This window comes from Sphingobium sufflavum, from assembly GCF_021403115.1.
In the GTDB taxonomy this organism is placed as follows: Bacteria; Pseudomonadota; Alphaproteobacteria; order Sphingomonadales; family Sphingomonadaceae; genus Sphingobium; species Sphingobium sufflavum.
Genome location: NZ_JAJSSH010000016.1, coordinates 46527 through 60516 on the forward strand (window position 1 = coordinate 46527; position 13990 = coordinate 60516).

11 protein-coding genes are annotated in these 13990 nt (G+C 64.1%); 2 read left to right on the forward strand and 9 right to left on the reverse strand.

Annotation, left to right across the window (positions count from 1 at the left end):
- Positions 1 to 7 precede the first annotated feature (7 nt).
- The 4 genes from LWE61_RS18505 to LWE61_RS18520 form a co-directional block, all read right to left on the reverse strand.
- The gene (locus LWE61_RS18505; protein ID WP_234152130.1) at positions 8 to 1183 is read right to left on the reverse strand and encodes a porin family protein; all 1176 of its coding nucleotides are present in this window, start codon (positions 1181 to 1183) and stop codon (positions 8 to 10) included.
- A 124-nt stretch (positions 1184 to 1307) separates the two neighbouring features.
- Entirely contained in the window at positions 1308 to 2534 is a 1227-nt protein-coding gene (locus LWE61_RS18510) for a Coenzyme F420 hydrogenase/dehydrogenase, beta subunit C-terminal domain (RefSeq protein WP_234152131.1), read from the reverse strand.
- Positions 2534 to 3718, reverse strand: coding sequence for a polysaccharide pyruvyl transferase family protein (locus LWE61_RS18515; protein ID WP_234152132.1), 1185 nt, complete (start codon positions 3716 to 3718; stop codon positions 2534 to 2536). The genes LWE61_RS18510 and LWE61_RS18515 overlap by 1 nt, the downstream gene beginning before the upstream one ends.
- Before the next feature lie 56 nt (positions 3719 to 3774).
- The gene (locus LWE61_RS18520) at positions 3775 to 4617 is read right to left on the reverse strand and encodes a hypothetical protein (protein ID WP_234152133.1); all 843 of its coding nucleotides are present in this window, start codon (positions 4615 to 4617) and stop codon (positions 3775 to 3777) included.
- 135 nt (positions 4618 to 4752) lie between these two features.
- Here LWE61_RS18520 and welK point away from each other — a divergent pair, with 135 nt between their 5' ends.
- Positions 4753 to 5775: a beta-1,4-glucuronosyltransferase WelK gene (welK, locus tag LWE61_RS18525; protein WP_234152134.1), complete on the forward strand. Its 1023-nt coding sequence runs from the start codon at positions 4753 to 4755 to the stop codon at positions 5773 to 5775.
- 198 nt (positions 5776 to 5973) lie between these two features.
- Here the strand turns inward: welK and LWE61_RS18530 are convergent, their stop codons facing one another.
- Positions 5974 to 7707: a type I secretion system permease/ATPase gene (locus LWE61_RS18530; RefSeq protein ID WP_234152135.1), complete on the reverse strand. Its 1734-nt coding sequence runs from the start codon at positions 7705 to 7707 to the stop codon at positions 5974 to 5976.
- 269 nt (positions 7708 to 7976) lie between these two features.
- Between LWE61_RS18530 and LWE61_RS20855 the strand changes: the two genes are divergently transcribed.
- Positions 7977 to 9668 (forward strand): O-antigen ligase family protein, encoded by a 1692-nt coding sequence (locus LWE61_RS20855; RefSeq protein ID WP_234152136.1) that lies wholly within the window; start codon positions 7977 to 7979, stop codon positions 9666 to 9668.
- A gap of 199 nt (positions 9669 to 9867) precedes the next feature.
- Here the strand turns inward: LWE61_RS20855 and LWE61_RS18540 are convergent, their stop codons facing one another.
- The 4 genes from LWE61_RS18540 to LWE61_RS18555 form a co-directional block, all read right to left on the reverse strand.
- Positions 9868 to 11199, reverse strand: coding sequence for a sugar transferase (locus LWE61_RS18540; RefSeq protein ID WP_234152137.1), 1332 nt, complete (start codon positions 11197 to 11199; stop codon positions 9868 to 9870).
- Positions 11200 to 11690: 491 nt separating this feature from the next.
- Positions 11691 to 11969, reverse strand: coding sequence for a hypothetical protein (locus LWE61_RS18545; protein WP_234152138.1), 279 nt, complete (start codon positions 11967 to 11969; stop codon positions 11691 to 11693).
- A gap of 158 nt (positions 11970 to 12127) precedes the next feature.
- Entirely contained in the window at positions 12128 to 13636 is a 1509-nt protein-coding gene (locus LWE61_RS18550) for an SGNH/GDSL hydrolase family protein (protein ID WP_234152139.1), read from the reverse strand.
- Between the two features lie 5 nt (positions 13637 to 13641).
- Entirely contained in the window at positions 13642 to 13911 is a 270-nt protein-coding gene (locus LWE61_RS18555) for a spike base protein, RCAP_Rcc01079 family (RefSeq protein ID WP_234152140.1), read from the reverse strand.
- Positions 13912 to 13990 lie beyond the last annotated feature (79 nt).

A 13990-nucleotide genomic window follows, 5' to 3' on the forward strand; every position in this document is an offset into this window, starting at 1 on the left:
GCCGGTGCTAGAAACTAAAGTCCGTGCGAAGCCCAAAGCGCGTGTTCCTGTAATTGAAAAAACTGTCATTTGCATCTCTTCGTTCGTGCCCGGCCTCCAGCGTGAACTGAAGTCTGCGGTTCAATTCGAACTGAAGCGCGGAAAAGAGCAATTCATTGGTGTCATTCGTCAGGACCGGCCCCAAGGAAGGCAAAACGCCGTAGAAGTCGCGGTTCTGACGAGTATAACCCAATTTTAGGTTAAGGCGGCTGCTGAGCGCATAATCGCCATCGACCGCATAATGCCGCGCCGCATGATAAAGCGCGTTGACGGCGAGGGGGGAGGTCACTTCCTTCGACGTGCTGGCATGCAGTTGCAGGCGGCTGCTGATCGTGGCGACGACATCCGCCGACCAGTTTATATTGTCGAACTGGGCGACGCCCGCGCGGCGGGGGGACAGGTCGACCTTGGTGATTTCCACCGTGCCGCGCAGTCGTGACCCGATATTGCGGGTGAAGCGCGCGCCATAGGCGGTGACGTCATAACCGTCCCGTCCGCCTGTCACCAGCGTTTGGTTGGGAAAACGCGTGATCCGCTTCTGGGCGAAGACCAGCAGTTCACCGACCGACGGATGGACATAGCCGATGCCGCCCAGATAGGTCGTGATCTCATGATTGTTGAGGCGGCGGACGGACTGCGTGTTGCTGGCGCTCTTATAGTCCGCGCTGACCGTCGGGCGCAGGCCGATGTCCTTGCCGCAGGCGATCGTCACGCCGCCGCCCCGGATGGTTTCGGTGTTGCGGACGCTGTCCGTTCCCGTGGCGTTGATGATGCCGATTTCGCCCAGATCGCTCTGGCGGCGGGAATAATTGGCCGAGAATTTGGGGTCGCAGACGGGCAGGTTCAGGGCGACCTCACCCTCCGCCGCGATCCGTTCGCGGTTGAGCTGCGTGTTGCGGCGATAGAAGGTATAGCCGACCTCGCCCGCGAGAGACGCCTTGTGCGGTCCCAGCGGAACGGACAGGTCGAAATTCAGGCTGGGCGCCACCCGCTCATCCGCCTGGACCAGTCCGCGCGCGGCGGCGTTGGCTTCGCTGGCGCGGGCGGCATTGCTGTCATGGCGGACATCGACGCTGGCCTTGATGTCGATCCTGCGTCCATCCGTGCCGCCTTGCGCCATGGCGGGCGCCGCGACCAACAGCATGGACCCCATAACGCCCGCGGTACAATCTCTACGAAAGTTCAAGCGTAAGCTCCATCCAATGTGTCGCAGCGCGTTATACCGCTTCCTCCAAAATTCCGAAGGTTTTTGTCCATGATCCTGCCGACTAGCGGGAATTTGTTGTAATTCTGCGTATTGTGCCGAGCATATTCTTAAGGCTTTCGGTAAAGGCGGCGGTCCGCGACGCTTCGCCGACGCACAATTGCTTCATGCGGGGCACGGGTTGCGCTGTCAGCCTGCACGCCATCAGCCGTGCCGCCACCAGCCGCTTGCGCCGCGCCTGCGACGGCTGCATCAGGTCGATCTCGGCAATGTTCAGCGGCTGGGCCTCGACCACCGCCTTCGACATGGCGTCGTTCAGGAAGGCGGAGCCGCGATCCGTGCGGGTCATGATGAGGCTGCGGCCCGCCTGCTCCTCGAACTGGGGATAGCCGCTCTCGCCGCCATACCAGGCGTCGGCGCAGGCGATGTCCGCCACGCCGCCCACCGCATCGGGGCAGATCTTGCACCGGAACTGCACTTCCTTCGACAGGTGGCCGCCCCAGCTATGTTCATATTGCATCGTGCCCTGGCGACCGTCCGCCGTGTCCGCGATGGTCAGGCCCGGCCAGCCATTGCCGCGATAGCGAAAGGCGGTAACCTCGTCCGGTTGCAGGCCCATGGAGCGGATGATGCGATCCGCGCCCGCATGGCTGGGCAGGCCGCCGCAGAAGAAGGACAGGGTCAGCGGCACGATGCGGTCCACGCGCGGATCGACCTTCGCCAACTGGCGCAGCGCGCTGATGTCGCACGGCTTGCCGATCAGGGCGAAGGGGCGTCCTTCGTCGAGGGCCGCGTCGATCGTGGCCAGCGGGGACGAGGCGGCATAGCGCGAACCGGCGCGATCCAGAACGTCCTCTGCGGTCGTGGACCAGGCCAGTATGTTGCGCGTCGGATGATCCGGGTCGGGCGCGATGTGGAGGACTTTTTCGACCAGCCCGGTGCGCAGCGCATGAATGGCCAGCGCGGAAATGGCCCCGCCGGACGATCCGCCATGGCGTATCGTCGGATCGGTGGCATAGCCGGTCATGCAGTCGATCCACGGCCCCCAACTGATATGGCGGTTGGCTTCGGTGGTCCAGGGCGCGACCTGCGCGCCGGGGCAGGCGGCCGCGATCCGTTTCTCATTCTGCGCGCTGACCGAAGCCACGCCCTGCGGACGGGCATAGCCCGGCGCCTCCGTGGTCATGGTCAGGGCACCGTCGCTGACCCCGGCGCAAAGCCCGCAGCCCGTGCACAACTGCCCCTTGAGGACGCGGTTGACGGTGGCGGAGCCAGTGGGCAAGGCGGTCATCAGGCCTTGCCCTCGACAGCGGCGGCAAAGGTTTCGCGCAGGATCGTCCGATAGCCGTCCAGCAGCGTCTCGATCCGGCCGAGGCCCTCGCCGATGCTGGCCGTCATCGCCGCCAGATCCCGGTCGAGCGCGTCGGTGACGAAGGCGACGGCCTGCTCCGTGGAACAGCCGCTGACCGGCAGCACCCAACGATAATCCAGCATCCCGAACAATCCCTCGAACTTGCGGCTGTAGGATACCGGAATGACGGGGGTTCGGGAAGAATAGGCGCCGATGCAGGCATGCATACGCCCGGCCACCAGCAAGTCCATGCCGGATATGTAGGATTTCGCCTCCGACGGGTCGGCAAAGGGTTCGACCTTGATCGCCGCGGGAAATTCCGCGGCGAGCCGGTCGGCATAGCCGGCATCGTCATCCTCCACGAGCCGGCGGCTGGTGGCGTGGGAGATCAGATGGACCTCCGTGCCGGGCCGTTGGAGCAATGTAGTGATAAGTTGCCGGGTGAAGGCGAGATAGTCGTAGGACAGGCCAAAGCGGTTGGTGCCCTGTTCGGCCTGATGGCACAGCAGGCCGGACGCATTGATGCCGATCCGAAACGGGCGGCCATCGGGGGCCTGCTTGCGGCTTTCATAAGGCAGGACGAAGGCGACATCGACCGCCTGGGCAAGGCGCGCGCGGGGCGCCATCGCCTGCGCCACGGCAAAGGATTTGTCGTCGCGGGCGACGACGGCGGCGCTGCGCTCCATCACATAGCGGCCCAGCGCGCGGTACAGCGGTTTGGTGAAGGGGCCGACGGTCTGGGGCGCGAGCACCAGCGGTATGCGCCGCCGCAGCGCCATGAACTTTGTCAGCCACAGGAAAGCGAACCGCTTTGGCCCGTAGATGTCGGCAAAGCTGTCGCCCGCACCAATATCCAATATGCAATCCAGCCCGTCGATCACGGCCCGATAGCCAGTGCGGCCCAGCAGCGAGCGGGTGTCGATGGCAAAGACCCGCACGTCCGGCCCCACGATGGGCGGTGTCTCGCCATCGCGCATGCTCAGCACGGTGAAGCGCGGCTCCAGCCCCATCTCCTGCGCGGTCCGGCGTGCGATTTCCATATCGGCGAGAGTCAGGGCGCCGACGCCCAGATTACCGGAACTGACAGAATGCCATAACAAGCCGATCTCAATGGGGTGGGCCATTGTGTCTCCAGGGGCTGGCGCGTGTAAGGGAATGTAGAACGGGATCGGCGAAGCGGTTATTTCTTGGGCGGGTTCAGCTTCTTCGGGTCATATTTGGCGTTATACTTCACATTGCCCTGACCCAGCGTCAGTATCTCGTTGATCTTGTTGGCCACGATCTGCGAACGGCGGGTGTTCTGGATCGTGATCGACGCCAGCTTAACCTGCTTGTCCGCCGGGATGGGGTCGATCACCGTTTCGCGCAGCCGGTTGACGCGGATCGAGTCCGCCTGCGGCGTCACGAACACCGAACCGGGGGCGAGCACGGAAATCTGCTCCGCCGCGTCCGGCGAGATGCTGAGCGCGTCGAACGCGCCGATGCTGCGGCGGAAGGGGATGCCGCGCGCCTTCAGCAGCGCCTCGATCTCCTCCAGCGTCTCGATCGGCTCCATCGCCTTGACCAGCGGCGGGTTGACGCCGTCGATGATGAGCTGGTCCGCGACGAAAACGCTGTGCTGGGCATAGCTGGCGGGATGGTCGATGATGAACTGCTCCACCTCTTCCCGGCCGGGCGCGGGCGACTGTTCACGCAGTTTCTGCGTCAGCGCGTCGACCAGCGCCATCTGGCTGGCCTTTTTCTGCAACATCGCGGTGCTGGGCAACTGGTCCAGCTTTTGCGCGACGGCGGCCTGCGAAATCAGGTTGCGGGCGATGATGGACTGCAATGCAACATTCTGGAGATTGTCCGATGCGCCGACCCCGTCGGAGAGCGCGTCCATCTCCTGCCGCAACTCGGCAAAGGTGATTTCCTGCCCGTTGACGGTGGCCACCACCTGACCGGTGGGAGCGGCGGCATTTTTCTTGTCACATCCTGTAACGAGGAGCGCGGCGGCCAAGGTAAGGGGCAAATAATATTTCATACTGGTGGTCGCCTTGCCGTTCCGTTTGAGCTTTTCGACTCATGCGCTTCGCTATAGTCGTGACATCGACGTAGGGCAAAGTGCTTAATCCCCGATGTATAGCGGCCCGTGCCGGTGTCTTTTTAGGATTTTTCCGTGCAAGAAAACAGTTCGACAACACAGGCGCTTCCCAAAATTTGCCTCGCGGCATCCGGTGGCGGGCATGTTCGCCAGATATTGGACCTGGAACCCTTCTGGACCGCCTATCCGCATTTTTTCGTGACGGAGGATACGGCGCTGGGCCGCTCCATCGCGCAGAAGGACGTGGTCGATTTCGTCGACCATGTGGCGCTGGGTCAGGCCCGTCTGGGCGCGCCTTTCCGCATGGCTTTTGCTGCGCTGCGCAATTGCTGGCAGTCGCTGCGCATCGTGTTGCGACACCGGCCGGACATCGTCATCACCACCGGCGCCGGCGCGATGATCTTCACCGTGCTGTGGGCGCGGCTGCTGGGCGCGCATATTGTCCTGATCGACAGCTTCGCCCGGTTCGACAAGCCGTCCGCCTTTGCCCGGATCGCCGGGCCGTTCGCCCATGTCCGCGTGGCGCAGTCGGCGGCGTCGGGCGCGGTGTGGCAGACGCCGCATGTCTTCGACCCCTTCCGCATCCTCGACACGCCGCGCCCGGCGAAGGAGCCGTTGCTGTTCGCCACGGTCGGCGCGACGCTGAAGTTCGACCGGCTGGTCGGGCTGGTCGACAATGCTGTGAAGGCCGGATTGGTGCCGGAACGGGTAATCGTCCAGGTGGGCGAGGGTGGGCGGCAGCCGGACGGGCTGGAGTGCCATGAGACCTTGCCGTTCGAGGAGGTGAAGGCGATCCTCGACAAGGCCGACATCGTCGTCTGCCATGGCGGGACCGGATCGCTCATCACCGCCCTGCGCGCGGGATGCCGGGTGATCGCGGTGCCGCGCCGGTTCGACCGTGGCGAGCATTATGACGACCACCAGAGCGAGATTACGGAGGCTTTCTCCGGCCGGGGGTTGCTGGCCATCGCGGATACGGACGAAGAATTCGCCGCCGCGCTGGCGATGGTGCGGGGCCGCGAGCCGCGCTGCGCCACCACCGATCCGCAGGCGCTGATCGCCTTTCTGCGCGAACAGATCGGCTCCGGCGTTCGCTAGAGAGTGACCATTTTTCCTTGAATCAGCCTTGCGAGCGCCGCAAGCCGAAGGCGGGCAAAGCCCAACCAAACCACTGCGGCGCTCATGGATTGCTTTGCTGCGCTCGCAATGACGAGGTGGGGCAATCTCATGCCATCACAGTCTGACGAGTGGCTGGCGGGAGGGGTGGTTCCATCCCTCCTGCCACCCCGGCCCGGTTCAGGCTTTCGCGACGCCCGGCAGGCTTTCGGTCACGGGGGTCGGCAGCAGTTGCGGCACCAGCCGTTCCTTGGGACCAAAACCGACGACGCGGCCTTCCTTCATCAACAGCACCAGATCGACCGACGCCAGAATGGAGGGGCGGTGGGCGACGACCACGACGATGGCGCCGCGCTCGCGCAGATGGGCGATGGCGCCCGCCAGCGCAGCCTCGCCCTCATTGTCGAGGTTGGAGTTGGGTTCGTCCAGCACGACGAGGAAAGGGCTGCCGTAGAGCGCGCGGGCGAGGGCGATGCGTTGGCGCTGGCCGCCCGACAGCGACCGCCCGTCCGGGCCGACCGGCGTATCATAACCCTCCGGCAGGTGCAGGACGAGGTCGTGGACACCCGCCAGCCGCGCGGCGGCGATGATGTCCTCCGACGTCGCATCGGGTTCGAAACGCGCGATATTCTGCGCGACCGTCCCGCTCAGCAATTCCACATTCTGCGGCAGATAGCCGATGAACTTGCCCAGCACGTCCGGCGGCCACTGGTTGAGGTCGGCATTGTCCAGCCGGACATCGCCCGCGCCCAGCGGCCAGATGCCGGTGATCGCCCGGATCAGCGTGGACTTGCCGCAGCCGCTGGGACCGAGGACGGCGAGGGCCTCCCCCGCCTTCAGGTGGAAATTGACGCCGCGCAGGGTCAATATATTCGTACCGGGAGGGCCGAGGGAGATGGCTTCTGCGGCCATGGTCTTGGTGGGCGGCGAGAGCAGTTGATGCTCGGTCAGCGCGGGCATCGCCTGCAACAATTGCTTGAGCCGCGCCCAGCTCTGCCGTGCGCCCACGAAACCGCGCCAGTTGGCGATGGCCAGTTCGACCGGCGCCAGCGCGCGCGAGGAGAGGATGGAGCTGGCGAAGATCACGCCGCCGCTCGCCTTGCCCTCCAGCACCAGCAGCGCGCCGACGGTCAGCACCACCGACTGGAGCAGCATCCGCACGATCTTGGTGAGGTTGCTCATCCGGTTGGCGATGCCGCTCAACCGGCCCTGCGCGGCGAGGAAGGCGTCGCTGGCGTCGACCCAGCGGTCGGCGAACCGGCTCTGCATGCCATTGGCGGCGAGCACTTCGGCATGGCGGCGGGTTGTCTCGGCCAGTTCCATGCGGCTGCTGTTCAGGCCGGTCAGATGCTGGTTGGCCTTGATCGTCATTTTTTCGGTGAGATAGGTCAGCAGGATCAAGATGCCGCCGCCGATCAGGGTCGTCAGGCCCAGATAGGGGTGCAGCAGCGACAGCACGACAAAGAAGAACAGCATCCACGGCAGGTCGACCAGCGCGGTCGGCCCCGCGCCGGACAGGAAGGAGCGGAGCTGGTCGAGGTCGCGCACCGGCTGCAACCCGTCGACGCTGGACTGGGTCCGGGACAGGATGCTGATGAGGCCGTGGACGTCGCGGTTGAGCTGCACGTCCACGCTGCTCGCAAAATGCTGGAGCAGGCGACCGCGCAGAAACTCCAATATGCCCTGGAACATATAGGCGATCACCACCATGATCGCGAGGCCGAACAGCGACGCCTCACTATGGCTGGGCAGCACCAGATCATAGACCGCCATCATGTAGAGCGACCCGCTGAGCAGCAGCACGTTGAGCACCGCGCTCAGGATGAAGATGGCCCATAGCGCGCGCTTTGCGGTGGCGAGGATCGCCGCCAGCTTGACCGGGAAACTTTCGTTCGGGCGAAATTCAGCGGCCATGCAGCGCCTCGACAAGATAATGTTTTCGGGCGCCGCCAAGGGGCGATCGCCTAGCGCAACGGATGATAAATCTGGTCCGGGCAAGGCTGCACGGCATGGCCATCCCCACTATAGAACAGGCGCTTCACTTGCAAACAGGCTATGCAATGAAATGTACCCGCAAGAAATTTAAGGTGAAAATCAACTCATTTGCGGCAATAGCTGCGAGTGGTTACGGTTTGGTCACCGCCGGTCGGCCATGCAGTGCGAATTGAGAAGTGGAGCCTTGCGTGAAGTTTCCGGCGTTATTGCGTAGGCGGTCGAGGGAGAATGGCGAGGGCGGGGCGGCATCGACCGCCCGGTCCCGGCCCGATCCCGCTGCGGCCTCGCCCATATTGGGGCGCTACCGGAATATCCACAAGACCGACGTGCGCCATGCCCGGATGCTGTACACGCTCGGCATCCTCTGCTTCATCTATGGCGGGCTGTTCACGCTGGTCGGCACGGTTTTGCTGCTGCCGCTGCTGATACCGGTCATCATTCTGGCGGCGCTGGTCATCTGGCTGCTGCCCGACACGGGACGACCACCGTTGCGGCCGGTCGAATTCCTGCTGTTCGCCTTCCTCATCGCGTTGCTATGCTGGCCCGACTATCTGGGGCTGGACCTGCCGGGCCTACCATGGATCACCGCCGTTCGGCTGGTCGGCATCCCGCTGGCGCTGCTGATGCTCATCAGCCTGAGCGTGTCGTCCCAGTTCCGCGCCCGGATGCTGGAGGTGATGAACATCTCCCCGCTGATCTGGCGCGCGATGGTCGCCTTTGTCGTGCTTTCGCTGGTGTCGCTGGTCTTCTCGCGCAATCCCGCGAACTCGATCAGCAAGTTCTTCGTCGCGCAACTCTACTGGACGAGCATGTTCTTCGTCAGCCTCTATGTCTTTTCGCTTCCGGGGCGGCTGGACAAGTTGCAGAAGTTCGTCATCCTGATCGCGATCTTCGTGTCGTTCATCGGCCTGTGGGAGTGGAAGCTGCAGGCGGTGCCATGGGCGGGGCATATCCCGGACATCCTCAAGATCGAAGACCCGGTGGTGCAGAAGATCCTGTCCTTCCGCGCTCGCGCGGCGTCGGGCATCTATCGCATCCAGAGCAAGTTCACCACGCCACTCGGTTTCGCGGAATATCTGGCGTTTGCGACGCCGTTCGTCATCCACGCCTGTGTCGCGGCGCGGCAACTATGGGCAAAGGTGGCCGTTGCGGCGATCATCCCGCTGATCTTCTACAACATCATCCTCACCGACTCCCGGCTGGGCGTGGTGGGCTTTGGCATCAGCTTCCTGCTCTATCTGCTGGCATGGGGCTTCCTGCGCTGGCGGCGGCAAAAGGCCAGCATGTTGGGCACGCTGATCCTGGTCGCCTATCCGTTTGTGGCGGTGAGTTTCTTCGCGGCGACCTTTTTCGTCCATCGGCTCAAGCTGATGGTGTGGGGCGGCGGCGCGCAGTCCTTCAGTACCGCGAGCCGGCAGGAACAGGTCAGCATGGCGCTGCCGCAGATATTCAGCCACCCCTGGGGCTTCGGGATCGGGCAGGGCGCGCAGACGCTCGACTTCCGCAATCTGGCGGGTGAACTGACGATCGATTCCTATTATCTGGTGGTCGCGCTGGAATATGGCGTGGTCGGCTTCCTGCTCTATTATGGCATGTTCCTCTATGCCATCTATCTGGCGGGCCGGACGATCTTCCGCGTGAATTCGGCGGAGGCGTTCAATCTGGTGCCTCTGGCGATCACGCTGGTGAACTTCATCGTCATCAAGTCGATCTTTGCCCAGCAGGAAAATCATCCGCTGATCTTCATCATTTTGGGGGCGATCATCGCGACCATGTGGCGGATCGAAAAGCAGACGCCCGGTTCCGTCCTGCCCCTGCCACCCGTCCCGGAAGTCGCCGCAAAGCCTGCGCCGCTGCGGCCGAAGATGGCTCTGTACTGATCGGGGAGAGACTGATCGGGGGAGGCGGATGCGCGCGGGTGGTCGGGCGCTCCGCCATACAACCGTTCGGGGCCAGCCCTAGAGCGTGATGACTTTTCCGTGAATCGTCCTTGCGAGCGTCGTCCGCCTTCGGCTCGCTGCGCTCGCAAGGGCGAGGTGGCTCAATCCAATGTCATCCCACTCTAAATGTCATCCCACTCTAATAGGCGTTTTTGTGGAGCAGCACCTTGGCGGTGGCGGCCATGATGGAAATGTCCCGCCACAGCCGCCAGCCGCTGGCATATTCCAGGTCGGCGCGCAGCCTGTTCTCCAGATCGGCCGCCTGTTCCGTCGTGCCGCGATAGCCCCGCACCTGCGCCAGCCCGGTGATGCCCGGCTTCAGCGCATGCCGTATCCAATAGAGTTCGTTGACCTCCCAGAACAGTTGATTCCCCGCCAGCGATCCGATGGCGTGCGGGCGCGGGCCGACCAGCGACATGTCGCCCGCCAGCACGTTGAACAGTTGCGGCAGTTCGTCGATGCTGGTCTTGCGGATCAGGGCGCCGACGCGCGTCACCCGCTTGTCGTCCCGGTCGGTCGAGCGATTGCCGCCCGCGTCGCAATGGTCCGCCCGCATGCTGCGGAACTTCATGATCTTGAACAGGCGGTTGGACCGGCCGATCCGGTCCTGGCGAAAGAGGATGGGGCCGGGGCTGTCCAGCCGGATCGCGATGGCGACCAGCAGCAGGACGGGCGACAGGATGATGATGGCGGGCACCGTTACCGCCAGATCCAGCATGCGCTTCTTGATGCGGCTGGTCATGCATAACGGCCCGCGCGCGACCACCAGCGTCTCATGCTCGCCATAGCGGTCGAGCGCGAGGGCACCCACCGCATTGGCCTTCTCCACCAATATCTCGCCGCAGATATTGGCGCCCTTCAGGATCAGCGACCAGGCATGCTGGCGCTCCTGCGGGCAGGACACCACCACCCGGTCGAACCCGACGATGCAGGTCGCCAGCCGGTTGAGCATCAGCGGATTGTCGAGGTCGGGCGTGATGCCCTCCGCCGCGGCATACATGACATAGCGGGGTGTCAGGCCGGTGGGCGAGACGCCGTCGACGATCAGCAGTTCGTCGATGAACCCGTCGCGATACCGCATCCGCGTGAGATAATAGGACAGGGTGCGCCACAGGACGAGCAAGGTGGCGCTGGCGCCAACTCCGACTGCAAAGGCGATGCGGGACACCATCGTCCCCGCCTGAAAGAAGAATCCGACCATGAAGATATTGAAGGTCGTGATGGTCAGGGTCGTCAGCGCCCGACGCAGGCTCTCGCCCAGATTGCCCAAGACTTCAATGCCATAGCAATTCTTGTTGAGGGCGAGGACGAGGTAGAGCGGCACGAACAACAGGGTGAGGTTATAGCCGGCCGGGGAAATCCATGTCTCGCCGCGAATATGCCCCGCGATCCAGAAACCCAGCAGAATCGCCACGCTGTCGAGGGCCGCCAGCTCCGCGTACAACAGCAGCCGGGCCGTCCGCTTATGCAAGGCCCAGCGTGCTCGTCCTACGGAGCGGCTGTTCGCGAGGGTAGACATGGTGGCTAAAAAATTCCTTATAATTCATTATTTTATGAAATTCTTCCGGGTGGTGTAATGCTGCTATAGTTCCCTTTTGAGGCCCTTGAAGTCCATCATGACTCTCATCGTCATGCCGGGCAATAACGCTCTGTCGCGCATCTGTATAACAGGCGCGGAAATGTCCTGAAATGGTTCAATCGCCGGATGCGGATTTGCAGGGTGGCCGATGCTGGCCGCACGGGGCGTAAGGAGGATGAAGCCGATGGCTCATGACCGGGCACCGGTCCATCGCAGGGCGAAGACCGGAGATAATAAACGCTGTGATGGGGGGGAGCGGCGGCGGGGCGGCTGCGCGCTCCCTGCCGGGTGGCGGGATGCTCAGGGAAGCAGCGGCTCCGGCAAGCGGTGTTCATGCTCTTCGGCGGGCATGGGCACCGCCGTGTCTTTACCCTGCGACGCGATCAAAAGACCAGATAGGCAAGGGCAGTCAGCGCCGCGCCCATCGAAATGTAACCGGCAAGGCGGGAGGCGGTGGAAACGGCGGTTTCGAAAGATCCCGCATCATCGACCCTGTAGGCAGGATGATTGCGGTTATGCGACATCCGCGATGCGACAAGTGCTTGCATGACGGCGACCTCACCTAGTGAGACTTCGATGGGGCGGTTTGGCTCCTCGCCGAAGTCTATGGACTGCGACACATCCTCTGGTCTTTGCAACTTCTCTGGCTGCGTCTTGCCCATATCAACCCCTGTCCTGCGCCGATTGTTCCGAAGAGCCGCCGGGGCATCTTGCGCCATCAGGCTGAAGGAAAGGTAAAGGCCCGGCCAGAGCGGCCACGGTCCGTCCCGTCACCGCACCGTCCGGGCCTGCGCCATGGCCATCGCCCCGCCGGGTTGGGCTACATCAAGGCGCCATAGCCATACGCGCCATTGTCCCCGCCCGACGCCATGGCGGCCGTACCGGCGGCGCTGGGGTGGGTGGTGTCATTCTGATAATAGGTCAGGTTGGTGGCGTCCGCGCTGTCCTCGAACCGGGTCTGCCCGCCGACCCCCGCAAGATCGAGGCGCAGCAGGGACACCCGCCCTTCGAAACTCTGCCCCGGTCCCGACAGCGTGTCCGTCAGCAGGCTGGACAGCATCAGGGCGCGCTGTTCATTGCAGCGGGCGATCAGCGCCGCGCTGGGCGCGATATTGACGACGGCGGCCACGCTCCATCCGCGCTGGAGATAGCCGGTGGTGGTGGTGTTGAGCAGGGGCACCAGCTCGGCATAGGCTTGCGCGCCGGTCTGGCTGGGCCAATGGTTCCGGCCGATCTGCACCGCGACCAGATTGCGGGCGGGTTCGCCGGACCCCAGCAACTGGTCGAACATGCTGATCGTGCCGTCGCGCCGCGTCACCAGATGGGAGACCATGTTGCCCGACGTGGCGAGGTTGATGACGCGGCAGTCGCCCGCCACCATCTCCGCCCCCGGCCGGGTCAGTACGGCGGACAGGCTTTCATCCGATTGCACGTCGCCCACGCCGTCGGTGATGCTGTCCCCCTCCAGCACCAGTTGGCGGGTGATCGCGGGGATGGCCCAGTTGGCGGTGGCGGCCGCCATGGCCGCGTCGAACTGTGCATCGGTCAGCGTGCCGGAATAGACCATCATCTCATACAGGTCGAAACCGGTGGTCGTGACCTGTGTGACCGCGCCCGCCGCCGCCGGGGTCGCGCCCACCACGCCGCCCATCATGCCGGTCAGGGCGGTCTGCTGCACGGCGGCGGAGAAGGTGGAGATGTCGCCGTTCACGCCATAGCGCATCCCACCATTGGCGGTGGTGCGGCTGCACATGCCCATGACCTGCAATTGCGATCCGGGCACGAACTTCTCCTTGTTCACGGCGGCGGAGGAGAAGCTGGTTCCGGGACCGGACGCCAGGAAGCAGGCCGTGCCGCCGGTGGGCAGGGCCAGGACCATGGCCCCGGCGCGGGCGCTGTTGGCGGTCGTGCCATCGGACCGCCAGCGGGGGTAGAAGAAATTGGCCGCCCGGCATTTGTGCGGCCGTCCGACCAGTATGACGGTGATCGCCTGGCTGTTGAGGGACGCCAGCGCATTGGCGATCAGCATATAGGCGCCGGACCGGAAATTGAGATATTTGCGCTCCAGCGCGTCCACCGCCAGCAAGGGGGCGTCGCTGCTGCTGTTGCCGGTCAGGCTGGCGAGGGTCATGCGATCCTGCACCAGCGCCACCCAGTCGCCCGCCACCGCCGGGGTAGAGGAGAAATTCATCATCGCCGCGCTGTGCGGATGATAATGGACGGAAGGGGCAAAGCCCGCCACGGTGGCGACGGACCCTGCGACGGGGGCGGATGCCGCCCCACGCCGGTTGCCCTGCATCGGGCGGCTGCCGAAATAGGCGTTCTTCATGCGCCTCAGCCCTCGCCGATGATGTCGGCGGCGGTGGTGCCCGTCGCCCGGATAAAGGCGGGGCGGACATTGAGGTAAACCCCATTGGCGATATTGCGATAGACGACGTCCGCCGCCCCATCCACGCCGCGCAGCGTCAGGTTGCCACCCGTGCCGATATAGAGGCGCTTGGGAATCTGGGGCAGGGCGGTCGCGTCATTCGGCACGATGGCGAAGGGGTTGCGCGAGGGTTCGCTGACGCTGTCGGTATGATTGTCAAAGCTGTCGATAGGCATGGTTCAGGGCCTTCCCGTCGGTTGTCGAGGGAAAGGCCATTGCCTGAGCGAAACGGCTGTAGGACAGGATTTTATCCAA

Coding starts and splice junctions, on each gene's coding strand:
- LWE61_RS18505 (WP_234152130.1), bottom strand. CDS start 1,183: ATGCTGTTGGTCGCGGCGCCCGCCATGGCGCAAGGCGGCACGGATGGA.
- LWE61_RS18510 (WP_234152131.1), bottom strand. CDS start 2,534: ATGACCGCCTTGCCCACTGGCTCCGCCACCGTCAACCGCGTCCTCAAG.
- LWE61_RS18515 (WP_234152132.1), bottom strand. CDS start 3,718: ATGGCCCACCCCATTGAGATCGGCTTGTTATGGCATTCTGTCAGTTCC.
- LWE61_RS18520 (WP_234152133.1), bottom strand. CDS start 4,617: ATGAAATATTATTTGCCCCTTACCTTGGCCGCCGCGCTCCTCGTTACA.
- LWE61_RS18530 (WP_234152135.1), bottom strand. CDS start 7,707: ATGGCCGCTGAATTTCGCCCGAACGAAAGTTTCCCGGTCAAGCTGGCG.
- LWE61_RS18545 (WP_234152138.1), bottom strand. CDS start 11,969: ATGGGCAAGACGCAGCCAGAGAAGTTGCAAAGACCAGAGGATGTGTCG.
- LWE61_RS18550 (WP_234152139.1), bottom strand. CDS start 13,636: ATGAAGAACGCCTATTTCGGCAGCCGCCCGATGCAGGGCAACCGGCGT.
- LWE61_RS18555 (WP_234152140.1), bottom strand. CDS start 13,911: ATGCCTATCGACAGCTTTGACAATCATACCGACAGCGTCAGCGAACCC.